16 protein-coding genes and 1 pseudogene are annotated in these 18,104 nt (G+C 69.6%); 4 read left to right on the forward strand and 13 right to left on the reverse strand.

Going from position 1 to position 18,104, the window contains the following annotated elements; translation table 11 throughout:
• Positions 1 to 50 precede the first annotated feature (50 nt).
• The gene (locus ACFU8W_RS03725) at positions 51 to 2,222 is read right to left on the reverse strand and encodes a SpoIIE family protein phosphatase (RefSeq protein ID WP_384031931.1); all 2,172 of its coding nucleotides are present in this window, start codon (positions 2,220 to 2,222) and stop codon (positions 51 to 53) included.
• 257 nt (positions 2,223 to 2,479) lie between these two features.
• Between ACFU8W_RS03725 and ACFU8W_RS03730 the strand changes: the two genes are divergently transcribed.
• A complete protein-coding gene (locus ACFU8W_RS03730; protein WP_384031933.1) occupies positions 2,480 to 3,553 on the forward strand; it encodes an enoyl-CoA hydratase/isomerase family protein in 1,074 nt (357 codons plus the stop codon).
• A 262-nt stretch (positions 3,554 to 3,815) separates the two neighbouring features.
• Here the strand turns inward: ACFU8W_RS03730 and ACFU8W_RS03735 are convergent, their stop codons facing one another.
• The 7 genes from ACFU8W_RS03735 to ACFU8W_RS03765 all read right to left on the reverse strand — a co-directional run bounded on the left by ACFU8W_RS03735 (position 3,816) and on the right by ACFU8W_RS03765 (position 9,433).
• Entirely contained in the window at positions 3,816 to 4,220 is a 405-nt protein-coding gene (locus ACFU8W_RS03735) for a hypothetical protein (RefSeq protein WP_384031935.1), read from the reverse strand.
• Between the two features lie 57 nt (positions 4,221 to 4,277).
• Complete coding sequence (locus ACFU8W_RS03740; protein ID WP_384032056.1) at positions 4,278 to 5,906, reverse strand: IS200/IS605 family accessory protein TnpB-related protein; 1,629 nt, start codon at positions 5,904 to 5,906, stop codon at positions 4,278 to 4,280.
• Between the two features lie 141 nt (positions 5,907 to 6,047).
• On the reverse strand, positions 6,048 to 6,464 hold the full coding sequence (locus ACFU8W_RS03745) for a hypothetical protein (RefSeq protein ID WP_384031937.1): 417 nt from the start codon (positions 6,462 to 6,464) through the stop codon (positions 6,048 to 6,050).
• A gap of 184 nt (positions 6,465 to 6,648) precedes the next feature.
• Complete coding sequence (locus ACFU8W_RS03750) at positions 6,649 to 6,876, reverse strand: hypothetical protein (protein ID WP_384031939.1); 228 nt, start codon at positions 6,874 to 6,876, stop codon at positions 6,649 to 6,651.
• A gap of 32 nt (positions 6,877 to 6,908) precedes the next feature.
• The gene (locus tag ACFU8W_RS03755; RefSeq protein WP_384031941.1) at positions 6,909 to 7,205 is read right to left on the reverse strand and encodes a pyridoxamine 5'-phosphate oxidase family protein; all 297 of its coding nucleotides are present in this window, start codon (positions 7,203 to 7,205) and stop codon (positions 6,909 to 6,911) included.
• Positions 7,206 to 7,338: 133 nt separating this feature from the next.
• Positions 7,339 to 8,856 carry an MFS transporter gene (locus ACFU8W_RS03760; RefSeq protein ID WP_384031943.1) on the reverse strand — a complete coding sequence of 506 codons (1,518 nt, stop codon included), beginning with the start codon at positions 8,854 to 8,856 and terminating at the stop codon, positions 7,339 to 7,341.
• 91 nt (positions 8,857 to 8,947) lie between these two features.
• Entirely contained in the window at positions 8,948 to 9,433 is a 486-nt protein-coding gene (locus ACFU8W_RS03765; protein ID WP_266977863.1) for a MarR family winged helix-turn-helix transcriptional regulator, read from the reverse strand.
• A gap of 133 nt (positions 9,434 to 9,566) precedes the next feature.
• Between ACFU8W_RS03765 and ACFU8W_RS03770 the strand changes: the two genes are divergently transcribed.
• Positions 9,567 to 10,427 carry an ATP-grasp domain-containing protein gene (locus ACFU8W_RS03770; protein WP_384031945.1) on the forward strand — a complete coding sequence of 287 codons (861 nt, stop codon included), beginning with the start codon at positions 9,567 to 9,569 and terminating at the stop codon, positions 10,425 to 10,427.
• Between the two features lie 285 nt (positions 10,428 to 10,712).
• On the opposite strand, the gene ACFU8W_RS03775 is transcribed toward ACFU8W_RS03770, so the two are convergent.
• The 4 genes from ACFU8W_RS03775 to ACFU8W_RS03790 form a co-directional block, all read right to left on the reverse strand.
• Positions 10,713 to 12,104 (reverse strand): ricin-type beta-trefoil lectin domain protein, encoded by a 1,392-nt coding sequence (locus tag ACFU8W_RS03775; RefSeq protein ID WP_384031947.1) that lies wholly within the window; start codon positions 12,102 to 12,104, stop codon positions 10,713 to 10,715.
• Positions 12,101 to 13,348, reverse strand: coding sequence for a ricin-type beta-trefoil lectin domain protein (locus ACFU8W_RS03780; protein ID WP_384032058.1), 1,248 nt, complete (start codon positions 13,346 to 13,348; stop codon positions 12,101 to 12,103). Before ACFU8W_RS03780 ends, ACFU8W_RS03775 begins: the two co-directional genes overlap by 4 nt.
• 223 nt (positions 13,349 to 13,571) lie before the next feature.
• On the reverse strand, positions 13,572 to 14,033 hold the full coding sequence (locus ACFU8W_RS03785; RefSeq protein ID WP_384031948.1) for a hypothetical protein: 462 nt from the start codon (positions 14,031 to 14,033) through the stop codon (positions 13,572 to 13,574).
• A gap of 99 nt (positions 14,034 to 14,132) precedes the next feature.
• Positions 14,133 to 15,554, reverse strand: coding sequence for an FAD-binding oxidoreductase (locus ACFU8W_RS03790; protein ID WP_384031950.1), 1,422 nt, complete (start codon positions 15,552 to 15,554; stop codon positions 14,133 to 14,135).
• Positions 15,555 to 15,768: 214 nt separating this feature from the next.
• Here ACFU8W_RS03790 and ACFU8W_RS03795 point away from each other — a divergent pair, with 214 nt between their 5' ends.
• Complete coding sequence (locus ACFU8W_RS03795; RefSeq protein WP_345520089.1) at positions 15,769 to 17,133, forward strand: radical SAM protein; 1,365 nt, start codon at positions 15,769 to 15,771, stop codon at positions 17,131 to 17,133.
• On the opposite strand, the gene ACFU8W_RS03800 is transcribed toward ACFU8W_RS03795, so the two are convergent.
• Complete coding sequence (locus tag ACFU8W_RS03800; RefSeq protein WP_384031952.1) at positions 17,134 to 17,760, reverse strand: LysR family transcriptional regulator substrate-binding protein; 627 nt, start codon at positions 17,758 to 17,760, stop codon at positions 17,134 to 17,136. It lies immediately after the preceding gene.
• Between ACFU8W_RS03800 and ACFU8W_RS03805 the strand changes: the two are divergent.
• Positions 17,650 to 18,087, forward strand: a pseudogene (locus ACFU8W_RS03805) (SDR family NAD(P)-dependent oxidoreductase); the annotation flags it as partial. The gene ACFU8W_RS03800 and the pseudogene ACFU8W_RS03805 sit on opposite strands and share 111 nt — an antisense overlap.
• Positions 18,088 to 18,104 lie beyond the last annotated feature (17 nt).

The following is an 18,104-nucleotide window of genomic DNA, read 5'->3' on the forward strand; positions in this document are numbered from 1 at the left end:
CCGTCGGACGAGGGGCGTGCAGCATCACGCAGTGCGTGACGGCACGCCCCTCACTGCTCCCTCAACGTCGTTCCTCCGCCGGCTCGGACGGATTCATGGGTCTCCGTGGCAGCGACCGGGGGCCCGGAGGTGGGTGGTGTGGCAGGTCCGATCTCGCACCACACGGCCTTCCCCTCGCCGCGCGGCTCGATGCCCCAGCGGACGGCGATGGCGTCGAGGAGCAGCAGACCGCGTCCCGATGTCGCTGTCTCGCCGGGAGTCCGGCGCCTCGGCCAGACACTGGAGCGGTCCTGCACCGAAAGCCGCACCCGGCGGACAGGCTCCGGAAGGACCTCCAGCGTGAGCACTGCCCCGCCCTCGGTGTGCAGAAGCACATTCACCAGCAGCTCACCGGTGACCAGTTCGGCATCGTCGGCGAGATCGGCCATGTTCCAGTCCTGCAGGGCCTGACGCACGATGGAGCGGGCATCGGAGAGCCCTTCGGGATCCGCCTGGTGGATGTACTGGTGCAAGCGCGGCGCTCGCGGCGAACCCGGGTCCGGACTGCGCCGGAGCACCAGCAGCGCCACATCGTCCCCCGCGCCCCAGCGCTCCCAGAGCCGGTCGGACAAGTGGTCGGCCAGTGCCTGAGCACTCGCGGGCCCCGTGCTCACCTCGCGGATCAGCGCACAGATACCCGATTCGATATCGGCGCCCGGTTTTTCCACCAGCCCATCGGTGTACAGGACAAGGGTTTCGCCGGGCACCAGGTCGAGACGCGTCTCCGGGTACTCCTCGTCTTCGAAGTCGGTGGAGAGTCCCAGGGGCAGACCGCCCCGTATCTGCGGAGTGCCGACTCGGCCGTCCATGTGCCGGATCAGCGGTCCGAAGTGCCCGGCGCGGACCGCGCGCACGGTGCCCGAGGGGAGGTCGACCTGGGCGTATGTACAGGTGGCGAAGCGATCCGTGTCCAGTTCGGCGAGAAAGCGTGAGGCCCGGGCCAGCACTGTCGCCGGCGGGTGCCCCTCGCCCGCGTACGCGCGCAGGGCAATGCGCAGCTGACCCATGATGGCGGCCGCATGGGTGTCATGGCCTTCCACGTCGCCCACGACGATGCCGAAGCGGTTCTTGGGCAGGGCGATCACGTCGTACCAGTCGCCGCCGACCTGCCGCCCGCTCCGTGCGGCGTGGTAGCGCACCGCGATCTCGCCGCCCTCGATCTCCTGGATCCGCCTGGGAAGCATCGCCGCCTGCAGCCCGGTGGCGAACTCCCGTTCCTCGTCGAAGAGGGTCGCCCGCTGCAGTGACTGGGCCACGATCGCCGAGAGCCCCAGACACAGGTTGCGTTCGTCGGCGTTGAAGTCCGTCCGCTCGCAGTAGAAGAGCGCGAGACCGCCCAGTGATCGCGCCTGCGCGATCAGTGGAAGATAGGCGGCGGCGCGGAACTTCAGCTCGTCCGTGAACGGCTCCAGGGCCGGATACCGCCGTAGGAGGCCGGCGATCGAGGTCACGAACCGGGGCCGACCGCTGAGGACCGTATCGGCCAGCGGGAACCGCGGATCGAGGTTCCCGGACCCGAACTTGATGATGCTCTCCGGCGCGATCCCGCTCGCCGCGATGACATTGAGGGAGGTGTTCTCCACCAGACCCAGGGCGACCCCGTCCGCGCCGAGCATGGCCAGACTGCCGGGACCGGTGAGGGTGGCGGTCACATCGTTGACGCTCACCGCACGCGACATCGCACTTGTTGTGCGTTCAACGATGCTGGTCTGTCGTTGGCGGCGTTTCTCCAGGTCCAGCACGAAGGCCGAATGGGTGACCTCCGCCGTCGCATCCCGCACGACCCCGATGACCCGGTGCGCCCGCCCGTCGTCCCTGCGCAGGATCCGCGCCTGGACATGTGTCCACTGGTGGGTGCCGTTCGCACGCGGAACCTGGAAATGGACGCTGTACGAACTGTGGCCACCCGTGATGGCCTCGTCGATCGCCAGTTCCAGCCGGTTCCGTTCCGCCGGTTCGAGCCGCGAAACCAGAATTCCCGGGTCAGGGGTGAACTCCTCCGGATCCAGTCCGAAGACGAGCAGACCTGCCGCGTCGATGTCCAGTGACCGCGAATCCAGGTCCCACTCGAAGCTGCCCGTGCGATTCAGGGCAAGCCGCTCCTCCGTCCCGGTCTCGCCGCTGTACGGCCGGTCGATCTTTAGGCGGGGCGTATCGTCGGAGTCTGGGTCCCGGTCGGTCATTCCTGCTCCGGAGATCGTCCGGCGGGATTGGCGGACAGTACGGCCTGTATGTGCATCTTGTACGTGTCTCATTGTCGAACCCGTTCCCCAGTACTGCCACAGCGGATCCGGCGCTCGCATCGCCCCACCGAACGCGTCCCAGCGGGTCCTCGGCACCCCTGCTGCCCCGGCCTGCGGACCGCCACCGCAGAATGAGCACCGGAAGATCGTCCGTGACCGGCGGACGGTACAACCCAGGGGCTGACCGGAGCGCACTGATGAACAACGAAGACCCCGTCCTGCTGCACACCGAGGGCCGCACCCGGCACATCACACTCAACCGCCCACGCGCCCTGAACGCGCTGACCCACACCATGGTGCTCCGCGTCGACGAAGCCCTCACTGCGGCCGAACAGGACGACTCGGTCACCGCGGTGCTGATCAGCGGAGCGGGGGAGCGCGGCCTCTGCGCAGGCGGCGACATCCGCGCCGTATACGAGGACGCCCGCGCGGGCGGCTCCGCAGCGTTGGACTTCTGGCGCGACGAGTACCGGCTCAATGCCCGTATCGCCCGCTTTCCCAAGCCGTACATTGCGCTCATGGACGGCATCGTGATGGGCGGCGGGGTGGGCATCTCGGCCCACGGAAGTGTCCGTGTCGTCACGGAACGCTCCCGCGTCGCCATGCCGGAGACCGGGATCGGCTTCGTACCCGACGTGGGCGGGACTCATCTCCTCGCCTCCGCACCCGGAGAACTCGGCACCCACCTGGCGCTCACCGGGGACGCCGTCGGAGCGGCCGACGCCCTGCTGTGCGGGCTCGCGGACCATTTCGTGCCGTCGCGGCACCTCGCGGAACTGACCCGGGAGCTGGCCGGGGCCACCACCCCCGCCGACGTCACGGAGGCGGCGCAGCAGTACGTCACCGAGGCGCCCGTCGCCGAACTGGCCGTGCATCGCGACTGGATCGACGCCTGCTATGCGGCGGACTCGGTCGAGGAGATCGTCGACCGGCTCCAGAACTGCGGCGAACCCGCCGCGAAGGAGACCGCCCAGACGATTCTGGCCAAGTCGCCCACCGCACTCAAGGCGACCCTTGCCTCGGTGCGCAGCGCCCGGCTCCTCAACAGCTTGGAGGAGGTCCTCGACCAGGAGTTCCGCGTCTCCTGCGCCGCCTTCACCCGGCCCGATCTGGTGGAAGGTGTACGCGCCCAGATCATCGACAAGGACCGCAACCCGCACTGGAGCCCGGCCCGGCTGGACCAGGTCACAACTGCTGACGTGGCAGCGTTCTTCACACCCTTGGGCGGCCGCGAACTCGGACTCGCCCGCGAGGCGTCGGCCGCCGGCTGAGGCACGCGGCGACCCAGGCGCCATTCCCGGACGGGGTGGCGCCCCGACACACTCGCGCGAGCCGGCAGCGCCCCGGGGTGCTGCCGGCTCACTTCGCTTCGGAGCTCGTGGCCCCGCTCGCCCTACGGAACCCGCAAGCAGAGTCGTCCAGCAGCCGGTGGTCGTTGAGACGGTATAAAACGTTTCATCCGGTACGCCGGGTTTGGCCTCGTTGACTTGTCAAGCAACTCATCTGGTTTTCTTCACGACTCGAAACAATTCATCACGCGAGAGGGAGCTCGGGCGGCCCCGCGCTCCGGCGAGCGGCCACCGCATCGAAGAGATCCCAGCCGTCGAGCTGCTCGGTCGAGGGGGTGTCCGGGTGCCACCCGCCGGACACCGCCTCGTCGAGCAGGGCCCTGACGGTTCCGGGCTTGTGCAGGTTCAACCAGCCGCCCTGTGCGGTGCCGACGGCTCCCGAAGGGAGAAAGCCGTCGGGGACCAGTCGACCGGTGCCCTCCTGGAACACGATCAGAAGCCGCCCGTGTGCGCGGTGGCGCCGGATCGTGAGGATCTCGCGGCAGTTGCGATATGTGCCCTCCTCGACATCGTGGTCATGACCGACCGACCAGAGGAACGTCTCGTCGTTCACCACGAGACGCCGGGCGCTCCTGCTGCTTCGAACCATCGGCGGACCGCCGTCCTTGTCGTCGTGTCTGCGGTCAGAAGAACAGTCTGACCGTTCCTAGCCAGTGTGCGTGAGTGAGTCCTGGACCCACTGCTGCGTACTGGGCGCATCCCGAACGGTGTTGGATGCGCTGGGTTCCCGCGTTCGCGTCCCGTTCGGTGACGGCTCTCCGGGGGGCCGGTCCGTTGCGGGTGGGCGGGTTCCCTCGCGCCCCCGGGTGCCTGGTCCGGCCTGGGCGGTCCGATGCCCCGCACGATCGCTCCGGTCGTGCGGGGGCGGTGCCGTCCGACGCCGGACCGGGTGCCCGAGGGCGCGTCGCCCGACCGCGATACCGGCGGCATCGTGACGGGACATCGTTCGATGCGCGGTGACCAGTGGCTTCTGCCAGTGCTGGGCACCCCACCGGGAGGTGTAGGCGGGGTCGACCGCGACAATGCTCAGGCCGTGTTCGGCGGCCATCGAGACGAGCCGGGCCTTCAGTTTCCCGGTCGGGATGCCGGAGATGAGCTGCCGGAACCGTTTCCTGCGGCCGTGCTTCTCCCGGGTCTTCTCGGTGGCGAAGTCGAGATCTTCGATGCCGATCGCGGCGACCCCGACACGCACCGCCCAGTTGATCAGACGGGTCAGCGCGTGGCGGAGCTGTGCATCGCGGTGACCGGCGGTCCCGGACAGGTCGTAGGGGAAGCGCCGGGGCCCGCCGATGGGGTTGCCGTGCCGGTCGAGGTGGTAGGCGGCGAAGTGGTCGGCGTTGGTGTCGACACCGATCATGCCCCGGGCGCGGGCGGCCTCCAGCGGGATGGTCTTCACGACGGGGCGCCGCCAGGACGCGGTGAGGTACCAGCGGCCGCGCTGGGTGTCGAGGTGGATGCGGTAGGCCACGGCCCGGTTCGCGGCGATGCGGTCGGCCCACTCCTGGCCCCGGTGCGCGAAGCCGATCCGGGAGGTGAGGACGTACCGGCCGTGCCCGGCGTTGGCCAGGTGCGCGAGCGGGGCAGGCAGCCTGATGGACACTTCGCCGTCCGGGGTGACGCGGATCGTCTCGTTCCCGAACCGCTTCCCCGACTCACCGTCGGCAGCGATGAACCAGCGCTCCGCCTCCCAGCGTTCCCGCCACTGGCCTTCGGTGAGCCCGGCCTGCGCGAGGTGGTGGCGGGCGTTGAACAGACGTCTGCCGCCCCGCACCACCCGCACCCGCCCGGCCTGCCACTCGGCAACAGCAGCGGTGTGCCGGTCTTCCAGCATCGCGAGACGGCGAGATTTGCGGAACCACTCGCTCTTCGACCGGTAGCCGCCCGCGGCCCGCTTGGTGCCCTTCTCCCCGACCGGGAGGGACAGGCGGTGCCGCAGCGTCCTGATCCCGGCTGCCAGCGTCTGGATGTGCGCCGCCTGGCAACGGCGCGCGAGCGCCCACTGATCGTGGGTGGCCTTGGTGATCGCACCCGCGATCCGCGACGACGACAGCGGCGTCAGGTCCCGCTTACGCAACGCCCAGCTGTCCGCACCGTGCTCCAGACCATCCGCACAGCGAGCCTTGAGATCACGGGAAACGAGCGCACCCTGATGCTCACCGACCGCACGCAGCACCCTCTCGTCCCGGGCCGTGAGGTGCTTGAGCCGGTCCCGGACCGCCACGCCGCAAGGCCCGGGCACCACGAAGGGCACGGCCAACTCCCGCACACCACCCACCACATCACCCCATCCCACCAGGCCGGGCACCTGCCATCCAGCCCAACGAGCAGCAGCTGCCAAGGTCACCCATTCGACCCCAGAACCCCCGTTCCCACCCCCACAAACCCACCGACCGGACTCACTCCCGCACACCACCACTCACTTCAGCTCAGCAAACTGACAGCAGCTCACAACCCTTTTCTCGATCAGTAGGCGCTCACGGTCCTGCGCCACGCGGCGCAGCGCTGCCCGCCTCGTGAGGGCGCCCGTATCGGTCCAGTGCCACGAGAGGGCGCGCACCACGACCCGGGCGTACGGGTGCCTCCGGGGCAGGACCTTCTCGGCGGCAGGCTCCCGCATCACGCCCCGGAGGAGAGCCTCTTCGTGCTCCGCGGCCGGTTCCGGCTCTGCTGTGCGGGCGAGCTCGCAGAACGGGACCGATCCCTCCGGCAGTGGCTCGAAGTCCGGCTCCACCCTTTCGAACGTCGGCACCCAGGCGCCGGTCGTCGGGCGTGAATACACCTTTGCGGCCCGAACCGGGCGGGCGAGTGCGAGCCTCCGTGGAGCTGCAGTCATGGCAGCCACCGTAGGGGCGGCACCACCACCGTGTCACCGGCATTCCGCCGCGCTGCCCCAACCTGCCCGCGGGCACCGACCGAGGCGGCGGCCCGTTCCCTCCCTTCGGGAACGAACCGGGCGCCGCCGCGGGCACCGCGGCCCAGGCCCCCCACGCTGCACGGTCTGCAATGCTCCGTGCTGCTCAGCGACCGCTTCTGGACATGGTCGGCTGCAGGGTCCCCACGAGGTCGAAGAACCGGGCCTCATTGCCGCAGAGCCCTGCACGTTGCAGCGCGCCGTCGGCCTCCGCCATGGGCGAGGTGAGCAGGGGCAGGTACAACGGCGCCTCGTCCGGGTCCGCGAGGGCGGCCCGTATGGCCTCCAGCAGCCGGACGTACGCCTGGGCCGCGGCGAGTTCGTCATTGCGCATCTCAGCATCTCCTGGTCAGAGGTGTCGGACCATCAAGCATGTCTCATGGGTCTGACAACGCTGTTCAGGAATGGCCCGCGCCCGAGTGCCACCGTCACCTCCGAGATCTCCGCATCGCCCTCGGCGACGGCGAACGTGGAGCTGTCCGGCCGCTGGGCTTGCAGGGCGGCCTGCGGTGCGTTCCGTGGCCGGCGCACCGTGAGGCGATGGGCGGTGGTGGAGATCCGTACGATGTGCTCGTCGGGGTTCCACGGGTACGGCGCCGTGGACAGATGCGGATCGCCGCTGCGTCCGACGAAGGAGAGCGCTCCGAACTGCTGCACGCTCATTGACCGTGTCAGCTCCTCATCGGTGAGTGTGCGGGGCGCGGGCCCGGTACCCGGCCGATGCTCGTCCTTTTTGCTCGTCGTTCCGTGTTCGGGCTCATGGGGGGCTCCTTCCGCGGGAATGACGGTGGGACGTTCAGAGGTTTCGAGAGCTGCTCTGTGGGGACGCGGGGTGGGAGTTCGGCCGAACCGGGCGCAGCACCGTGCAGGCGACGAGGAACGCGGCGACGAGGAAGCCCGCGCCTACGGTGAAGGCCAGGTGGTAGCCGCCCGTCAGCGACGTGGCCCGGCTCGCTCCGTTCGTGAGCAGTGCCTCGGTGCGGGAGGCCGCCAGTGTGGACAGCAGGGCGACGCCCACCGCCATACCGATCTGCTGGGTGGTGTTGAACAGCCCGGACGCGAGCCCGGCGTCGTCGGCCTTCGCATCGGACATGCCGAGCGTGGTCAGCGCGGGGAGGGCGAGGCCGAAACCGGCCCCGAGCAGCATCACCGGGAGCAGATCGGTGAGGTAGTGCGCGTGTACGGGCACGCGGGCGAGCAGTCCGAGGACCCCGATCAGCATGACGAGCCCGGTCAGCAGGACCCGGCGTTCACCGAAGCGCGCATTGAGGCGGGCCGAGACCCCCAGGGACACAGCGCCGATCGCCACGGCTGCCGGAAGCATCGCGAGTCCCGTCCGTGCGGATCCGTAACCGAGGACCTTCTGCAGGTACAGAGCGACCAGGATCTGGAACGAGAACAGCGCCGCGACCATGAGCAGTTGGACCAGATTGGCCCCCGCGACCGTACGCGATCGCAGGATGCGCAGCGGCATGAGCGGGGTTCCGGCAGTGGCCTGGCGAGCGACGAATGCGCCGAGCAGGACGGCGGCGAGGGCGCCCAGCCCCAGCGTGTGCGCCGAGGTCCAGCCGTACTCCTCGACCTGGACGACGGTGTAGATGCCCACCATCAGCCCTGCGGTGACCAGGAGCGCGCCGATGCCGTCCGCGCCGGCCCGGAGGCCGAGACCGCGGTCGGCGGGCAGGACAGGCATGGCGATGACGAGCGCCGCGAGGCCGATCGGCAGATTGATGAAGAAGATCCAGTGCCAGCTGAGCGCATCGGTGAGGACGCCGCCGAGCACCTGGCCGATCGACGCCCCTGCTGCACCGGTGAAGCTGAACACGGCTATCGCACGGGCGCGTTCGCGGGCCTCGGTGAAGAGCGTCACGAGGATGCCCAGGCCGACGGCGGACGCCATCGCACTGCCGACGCCCTGCAGGAACCGGGAGGCGATCAGCATCGCGGGCGTGGTGGCCACGCCGGCGAGCAGGGACGCGGCGGTGAACACCGCGGTGCCGGCAAGGAACATGCGCTTGCGGCCGAGCAGATCGCCGAGCCTGCCTGCGAGAAGCAGCAGGCTGCCGAATGCGATCAGGTAGGCGTTGACGACCCAGCTCAACCCGGCAGGCGTGAACCCCAGGTCGTTCTGGATGGTCGGCATGGCCACGGTCACGATGGAGCCGTCGAGGACGATCATCAGCATCCCCGTGGCGATCACCCCGAGTGCCAGCCGGCGCGAGCGGGCTGAGGGAGCGGGGGCCGCGGAGGCCGCCGGACGATCAGCAGGTGCGGATGAAGTGGATGAAGTGGAAGAAGCAGAAGGAGCGGACATGCGGTCTCTCCTGTCGAATGAGGTGACAGGAGAGACGTTAGCAGATGGTTTTGTTGTAGATGATTTCTTTCGGGTCTATCTCTGTGACCCGTCACCCTCGCTGGCGCGCCCGCCGGACCGTCTGCGGACTCTCGGACGGGGTGGCCAGGTGCCCGTCGACCAGGTGTTTCAGTGCGCGCAGCAGCATGTCGCGTTCGTCCTGGGGGAGGGCGGTGAGCGCCCGCTCGTGCACACCGTCGACGATCTGCTGGCTCTGCTCGGCGACCTTGGCGCCCTTCTCGGTCACAGCGATGATCCGGGCGCGACGGTCCTTGCTGGAGGGGCGGCGCTCGGCGAGACCGGCCTGCTCCAGGGCGTCGACCGTCACGACCATCGTGGTCTTGTCCATGTCGCCGATCTCGGCGAGCTGGATCTGGGTCCGCTCCTCCTCCAGCGCGTGGACCAGGACGCAGTGCATGCGCGCCGTGAGTCCGATCTCGGCGAGCGCCGCCGACATCTGAGTCCGCAGGACGTGACTGGTGTGGTCCAGCAGGAAGGAGAGGTCCGGTTCGGTGCGGGTGGGTGACATGGCGGTCATGTCTGCCAGGGTAACCGCGATTCGGTCCGTGGCGGATTATCCGGAAGTCGGCCTATGTGGCATCGCCCGGGCGACGGCAAGCGGAGGAAAACCGGTACCCGAACAACCGTCGGCGAGGGCACCATGGCACGCCATGACCATCGACCGTGTCGTACTCCTTGCGCCGCGCACCAGCGGGACCGGACGCCGCCTCGCCGAGACCGCTGCCGGCCGGGGACTGCGCGTACTGACCGCGGACGGCTGGGCGCTGCCGGCCGAGGCGCAGGGCGCCGAGCGGGCGCACCTGTACGGCGGGCCGCTGCTTGCCGACAGGGTGGCCGGTGAGCTGGACATCGTCCCGCTGGAGCCTCCGGCGGACTGGCTGGCCCGCCTGCCGACCGGCCTGACCGGCCGCCGGGTCGAGGCGGTCACCCTGGAGGAGGCGCGGGAACTGCGCCGACCGGCCTTCGTCAAGCCGCCGACCGACAAGTTCTTTCCGGCCCGCATCTATCCCGACGGCTCCCGGCTTCCCGGCCCTGACGCGTTCGACGACGACCTGCCGGTGCTCGTGAGCGACATCGTCTGCTTCGCCCGTGAGTACCGCCTTTTCGTGCTGGACGGTGCCGTGCACACCGGCAGCCGCTACTCCGTGGGCGCCACGCTCGATCCGGCGCCCCTGGCGGAGGACCGGTTCGACACCGAGGTCCGTGCGTTCGCCACCGAGCTGCTCACGGAGGCCGCGGGCTCGCTGCCTTCGGCCGCCGTGGTGGACGTCGGCCTGCTCGACGGAGGTGGTTGGGCAGCCGTGGAGACGAACCCGGCCTGGGCGAGCGGCGGTTACGCCTGCGATCCGGAACGGGTGCTTGACGTGGTGCTCCGCGCGGCCGGACCGGCCGCCGAAGCGGCCCCGCCGGACCTGCGCTTCGCCCGGTCCCTGCCGGAGGTCCCGGCAGGTCAGGGAAGCTCCGGGCGGACCGGCGCGCGGGCGAACGGCTCCCCGGTGGTGCGTACGTAGGCCAACCGCACCCGCACCTCGCTCATGGTGCGTGGACGGTGGCAGGGGCCGCAGCCTCTGTGGAAGCGGAGGTCCGCCTTCAGTCGGACGGAAAGGTCCGCCAGGCAGACGTACGAGGTCTTGGAGGGGGACATGCGGCGTGCTCAGGTGCGTTGTGGCCCGGCGGCGACGGAATCACCGGGGTGCCGGAACCGCCCGCCGGTCCGGTGTGCACCACCAGGTCGACGAGCGGTTCTGTGCCGCCTTCACAGCATTGCCGACGAGCAGCCGGCCGGGCGCGTCAGGTCATCCGGTGTACTGGGCGAACACCCGCGTGTAGTCCCACGCCTGCTGACTGACGCCGGAACAGGTATCCGCTCCACCGCCTGCGCACGGCCGGTCACGGTTGACCGACCAGAAGGTGAGCCGCGCCAGGTGATGCTGCTGGGCGTACGCGAGGATGGTCCGGAAGTCGTCGACGGTCACCGTCTCGTTGTCGTCGGTGATGCCGTTCATCGACGAGATGCCGATCGACCGGTAGGTCTGGTCGTCGCTGTATCCGTACGCGCTCTTCACCGCGTTCTTCAGGCCCTCGGCGGCCCGTGTGGTGAGGGTCCCCATGTTCTGTCCGGCGCCGCCGAAATCGAAAGGCATGATCGTCCAGCTGTCGACGGTCAGCCCCGCGGCGGCGGCCCGGTTGATCAGGGAGGTGTCGGGCCCGTTCTGACCGGTGCCGAAAGTGACGTACACCTTGATGCCCGGGTTGTTGGCCTTGATGGTCTTCAGCGCGTCGACCGTCCGCTGCTGGACCGTGGCGCTGCTGTACGCCTCCGCTTCGATGTCGATGTCGATCGCTTTGAGACCGTACGCGTTGATGACCTTCTGATACGCGGCGGCGAGCTCACTCGCGCTGGAGCAGGAACTCTCCAGCTTGTTGCCGCTCCAGCCACCGAAGGACGGGATGACGTCCCCACCCGCGCCCCGCACCGTGTTGATGGTCTGCTGGTCGACGCCACCGGTCAGCGCCCGCCCGCCGTCCCACTGGGGGTTGCAGTAGCCGTTGCTGAGCACGAACGCCAGGGTGAACCACTTGACCCCGGTTGCGTTCATGACGGTGGTCGGGCTGGGCGGGCTGCCCCACCCGTTGTACAGGTACGGCGCGACGGCCATCGTGCCGCCGGGGCCGGGGGTACCGCCCTCCGAGGGGGCGGTCCACTTCTGGTTGGCGGTTCCGGCGCAGGTCCAGATCTGGAGCCGGGTGCCGTTGGCGGATGAGTTGCCGGTGGCGTCCATGCACTTGTCGGCCTGGGTGTTCACGATGTCGTGGGCCGCGGATACGGACCACCGCTGATTGGCTCCGCCGGTGCAGTCCCACAGTTGGAGCTGAGTGCCGTCGGAGGTGCCGTTGTCCTTGGCGTCGAGGCACTTGCCGAGGGCGCGGATCGCCCCGTCTGAGCCGACGGCCCACTTCTGGGCCGTGGTTCCGTTGCAGTCGTAGAGCTGGACCGCTGTCCCGTTGGCGGCGGAGGCGCCCGCCACGTCCACGCACTTGCCACCCAGCCCCGTGATCGATCCGGTGCCGGTGGTCGCGGCACTGGCTGCGGGCAGGGTGACGAGCGAGGCTCCGCCGGCGAGGAGGAGCGCTGCCGGCAGGGCGAGCAGGCCGAGGCGGCGGCGTGGGCCGCGGGAGCGGCTCACGCGGCGTTCACCGTCCACTTCTGGTTGGCGGTTCCGGCGCAGGTCCAGATCTGGAGCCGGGTGCCGTTGGCGGATGAGTTGCCGGTGGCGTCCATGCACTTGTCGGCCTGGGTGTTCACGATGTCCCGGGCACCGGACACCCCCCAGCGCTGATTGCCTCCACCGGTGCAGTCCCAGAGCTGGAGCTGGGCGCCGTCGGCCGTGCTGTTGTCCTTGACGTCGAGGCACTTGCCGAGGGCGCGGATCGTCCCGTCTGAGCCGACGGTCCACTTCTGGGCGGCGGTTCCGTTGCAGTCGTAGAGCTGGACCGCTGTCCCGTTGGCGGTGGAGGCGCCCGCCACGTCCACGCACTTGCCACCCAGCCCCGTGATGGTGCCGCCCGTACCGCCGGATCCGCTGTCACTGGTGGTGACGTGCACGTAGTCGACGACGAGCTGCCGCGGGAAGGTGGTGCTGCCGTCGGGGTCGCCGGGCCAGTAGCCGCCGACCGCGAGGTTCATGATGATGAAGAACGGCTTGTTGAACACCCAGCTCTTCCCACCGAGATCGGCAGGCGTGCGTCGCTGGTAGACATTGCCGTCCACGGACCAGGTGATCGAGTCGGGTGCCCAGTCCACCGCGAAGGTGTGGAAGGCGTCGGCGAACGCCTGGCCGCCGGGCAGGGCGTAGCCCGCCCCGATGCCGCCGGAGCCGGAGTACCCGGGGCCGTGGATGGTGCCGTGGACCGTGCCGGGTTCGAAGCCGACGTTCTCCATGATGTCGATCTCGCCGCTGTTGGGCCAGCCCACGCTGCCGATGTTGTCGCCGAGCATCCAGAACGCGGGCCACATGCCCTGACCGCGAGGGATCTTCATCCTGGTCTCGATGTGTCCGTACGTCGAGGTGAACTTGCCGGCCGTGTTCAGCCGGGCCGAGGTGTACTCGCACCGGCCGTACCAGCACTGGTAGTTGCCCGGATTGTCCTTGCGGGCGGTGATGACGAGATTGCCCTGACCGTCGAGGGCGGCGTTGCTGTTGCCCGCCGTGTAGTACTGGCGCTCGTGGTTGTTGACGTTGTCGCCGGTCTCGGTCTGCCACTTGCTTCCGTCGACCGCCGATCCGGCCGGACCGTTGAAGTCGTCGGAGAACGTTGTCGCGGCGGCCGCGGCCGCCGCGACGCGTGGTTCGGGTGCGGGCGCGGCGCCGGCGGGGGCAGCGGTCACCGCACCTGAGCAGCAGAGCAGGGCCACGACGTACAGCGCCATCCGGCGCCGTCTGGGAGTTCGCACAGTCATCACATCACTCTTCGTGGGGGCATGTACATGACAGATCGCACGATGGACCGACGCCCGGGAGAAGGCTCGACATCGCTTCTTAATTCACTTCTTGATTTAAGTGATGGCATGAGAGGCCGTCAAGGAGTTGGTACAGACCTTGTATTGCGGGATTCCGTACCACTGCGCGTTCAGGTCTTGAACGTGTGAACTTTCAGGGCTCGACCTCCAGGAACCGTCGGCGTCGCGGCCCCCGGTACAGCAGCGCCGTCCAGCCCAGCCGCCCCAGCGCGGCCGCGCACCGGGTCAGTTCCGCATCCTCCTCGTGCGCAGCCCCGCTGCCGGGCGGACCGAGCCACTCCACCCGTACGGTGCCGGGCGTCCCGCCCTCCTGCACGCGGTACCCGGTGGCGACCCGCTGCCCGGACGCATCAACGGCCGATGCGGGCACACCGGCCGCCTCCAGTGCCAGCGCGACCGCCCGCACCGTCCGATGCAGCTCCCACTGAGCCGGCACGGTCTCCGGGGCCGCCCGCCCGGTGTTGGTCAGTCGCCGGATCTGCAGCAGCCCCTCCCACGCCGTCCGCACCGACGCGGCACGCTTCTCAGCCGGCCCCGGGGCCAAAGGGCCGTCCCCCGTGGCCGGTTCGAAACCGGTGTCGTCCTCGCTGCCCATCCGTGTCCCCTTCGCCCGTCCCGCACTCCTGCCAGTGTGCGTCGCCCCACTGACAAGGGCCCCCGGACCACCCGTCCGACCGGCGACGACACCCAGGAGCTACGCCGAAAAGCCCGGCCCGGCGCCGAGAACCTTTCCGGGATTCAGGATCCCGTGCGGATCCAGCGCCGCCTTCACCGCGTGATGCATGCCGAGCACCGCGGGCCCCAGCTCCTTGCTCATGCCACGCATCTTCAGCAGTCCCACCCCGTGCTCGCCCGTGACGGTGCCGCCCAGGGCGATCGCGTCGTCGAGGATGTCCTCGAAGGCGGCCTGGGCGCGCGCCCGCGCCGCTTCGTCCCCGGGCGGCGTGATGATCAGCGGATGCAGATTGCCGTCGCCGGCATGCGCGATATTGGCCACCAGAATGTCGTGCCGGACCCCCGTCCGCTCGATCCGGGCCAGCATCTCCGGCACCGCGGCACGCGGCACGCAGACGTCCTCGGTGAGCACCGGACCGAGCCGTTCCAGCGCCGGATACGCCAGCCGCCGCGCCTGGAACAGTGCATCCGCCTCCTGCTGGTCCGTGGAGACCGCGGCCCACGTGGCACCCGCCCGCTCGAAGCAGTCCCGTACGAGTTCGGCCTCGGTATCGCCCTCGGCGCCCGGGGTGTCGACGCGGCCGAGCAGGACCACGTCGGCATCGGCGGACAGCCCCATCTTCTTCCAGGCGTCGACCGCAGCGAGGCAGTGACGGTCGACCAGTTCGAGCGCCGACGGGATCACGCCCGAGGCGGTCACGGCGCTCACCGCCTCACCCGCGGCGACCACCGACGCGAAGTACCCGGCCACGGTCCGCTCCTGCGGCCGCGCCGGACGCAGCCGGACCGTGATCTCCGTGATCACTCCGAGCGTGCCTTCGGAACCGACGATCAGTCCGGCCAGGTCGTAGCCCGCGACTCCCTTCGCGGTGCGCCGCCCCAACGTCACGACCTCGCCGAGCCCGTTCACCGCTTCGAGGCCGAGCACATAGTCGCCAGTCACGCCGTACTTGACGCAGCACATGCCTCCGGCGTTCGTCGCGACATTTCCGCCGATCGTCGACCAGGGCGAGCTTGCCGGATCCGGCGGGTACCAGAGTCCGTGCTCCGCGCAGGCCGCCCGCAGGTCGTCATTGACCACGCCGGGCTGGACGACGGCCAGTCGTTCCGCCGGGTCGATGTGGACGATCCGGTTCATGTCCTCGAAGGACAGGACGATCGAACCGTCGACTGCGTTCGCGCCACCGGACAGGCCCGTGCCCGCCCCGCGCGGCACCAGCGGAATGCGGTGGGTCAGACAGTGCCGCACGACCTCCCGTACCTCGTCGGTGGTCTGTGCTCGCACCACCGCAAGAGGCGTTCCGTACGGAGCCCACTCGGCCTCGTCGTGCTGGTACCTGACGAGCCCGGCCGGATCGGTGAGCACCCGCCGGGCCGGGATGCTGTCGACTGTGTTCGCCACGTCGGTGGCCACCTCCCAGAACGATTCAATGGCCATCATCGCGCGGACGGCATCCGGCCTGCACCGGAGAGCCGGCAGCCTCCGCGCATCGGGGTGCCGGGTCTCGATGGCCTTGACCCTCCACGCAATCCGTACCCCGGAGGATCCAACGCAGGGTTGGGACGGGAGTCGCGAACGGATCACGTCCGTGGTTCGTTGCACAGTGTGGCGTACCCGGAAGAACATTCGACGACCGGACCGAGGAGCCCTGTACATGTCCAGCCGTACCGACACCGACCGCAGCGACCCCAGTCGCACCGCCACGAGCCGCACCCACCTGATCGAGCGGCTCATGGAACGGTTCCCGCACGTGCCGCGGGAGGCCGTCATCAAGGAGGACCTGCTCCGTGGCGGCGTGGCGTTCGACGAGTCCGCGCTCAGTGACAACGAGGACGGCGACGTCAAACCGAAGTCGTACTTCATCTTCTCCTTCGACCACGGCACCCTGCCGGAGCTGGGAGCGGCCGCACTGCGACGCCCGCCGGAGGAGATCGTGCTCACCGGAGGCCCGTACGAGCTGCGCCGCACGGTCGTTTCGGTACGGGTGAACCCGGCGTCGCCCTACCGGGTCGCGGCCGACGAGGACGGCGTCCTGGGGCTGTACCTGGACGGCAGGCGGATCTCGGACGTGGGCCTGCCGCCGATGCCGGACTACTACCGGCACACGCTCGCCAACGGCAAGTCGGTGATGGAGGTCGCGCCCACCATCCAGTGGGGCTACCTCGTCTATCTGACGGTCTTCCGCGTCTGCCAGTACTTCGGTGCCAAGGAGGAGTGCCAGTACTGCGACATCAACCACAACTGGCGCCAGCACAAGGCGGCGGGACGCCCCTACACCGGGGTCAAGCCGGTCGAGGAGGTGCTGGAAGCACTCGCCATCATCGACCGCTACGACACCGCGAAGACCTCCACCGCCTACACCCTGACCGGCGGCGCCATCACCTCCCACATCGGCGGGCGCGACGAAGCCGACTTCTACGGGCAGTACGCCAAGGCGATCGAGGAGGCCTTTCCCGGCCGCTGGATCGGCAAGGTTGTCGCGCAGGCACTGCCGAAAGCCGATGTCCAGCGATTCCACGACTACGGCGTCCGGATCTACCACCCCAACTACGAAGTGTGGGACCGCCGGCTGTTCGAGCTGTACTGCCCCGGCAAGGAGCGCTACGTGGGCCGCGACGAGTGGCACCGCCGGATCCTGGACTCCGCCGAGGTATTCGGCGCCCGCAACGTCATTCCCAACTTCGTGGCGGGCGTGGAGATGGCCGAGCCGTTCGGTTTCACGACCGTCGACGAGGCCATCGACTCGACCACCGAGGGCCTGCGGTTCTTCATGTCGCACGGCATCACCCCGCGCTTCACCACCTGGTGCCCGGAGCCCACCACGCCGCTGGGAAAGACCAACCCGGACGGTGCGCCACTGGAATACCACATCCGGCTGCTGGACGCGTACCGCTCGACGATGGAGGAGTACGGGCTCAGTTCGCCGCCAGGATACGGCCCGCCCGGACCCGGTCGCGCCGTGTTCTCCGTCAGCTCGTTCATGGACAGTCTCCCGGCCGCACCGGACGATGCACGGTAGTCACTCGTCGGACAACGCCCGTGCGTCGGACGCGAGTTCTCGCACGACTTCGGCGAAGCCCCGCACCAGGGCGTTGTCCGCGCCGTCCACCCAGGCGAGCACGGTCCGCAGCGGCTCCGCATCCGTCAGCGGGACCCACGAGAGATCCGGCCGGGCGTAGTACTGCGCCATGCTGGAGGGTGCGAAGCAGATCGCCGACCCCTCCGCGACCTGCTCCAGCATCTCCTCGACATTGTCGTTGGTCGGGCCCCAGCGGGGGCTCGACCCGTCCGGCCTGGGGTTGACCGCCCACCAGTCCACCCACTCGCGAGGTGCCCGCTCCGTCCACATCAGCGGCTCGTCGCGGACATCGAGTACGGAGACACCGGAGCGGCCGGCGAGCGGATGCCCGGACGGCAGACCGAGGCTCGCCCGCCCGGCTCGCCTCGAACCCCGACCCGCAGGACGCTCGTCTCGTCGTGCCGGTGCCGTTCGGAGGCGGCTGTCACCCGCTCGGACTGACGCAGTGTGAGACGGGCCTCCGCCATGGGCGGCCGGCTGTCGTTCCCCGGCGTCGGCGCCTGCTCGGCGACCAAGTTCGCCTTGGAGGGGCTCTCCGAGGCACTCGCGGCCGAGGTGGCCCCGCATGGGATCAAGGTCCTGATCGTCGAACCCAGATCGTTCCGGACCGGATTTGCCGGGGAAGGCGTACTGCGCCGGACCGCGGCCATCCCCGCGTACGAGGAGCCGGTCGGCCCGGTCCGTACCAACCTTCCCGGCTCGGACGGCAAGCAGGAGGGAGACCCCGGCAAGGCAGCCGCGGCGATCCTGACCGCGCTGGCCGCCGAGAGGACGCCGCTGAGGCTGCCGCTCGGCGACGACGCGACCGACGCGGTCTTCGCCGCCCTCGACACCGCCCGCCTCGAGACAGCGGTCTGGGAGAAGGTCAGTCGCAGCACGGGCTTCGACAACTGAGCGCCGGCCCCGGGACC

The sequence above is a fragment of the Streptomyces sp. NPDC057565 genome (assembly GCF_042801455.1).
GTDB lineage: Bacteria > Actinomycetota > Actinomycetes > Streptomycetales > Streptomycetaceae > Streptomyces > Streptomyces yanii.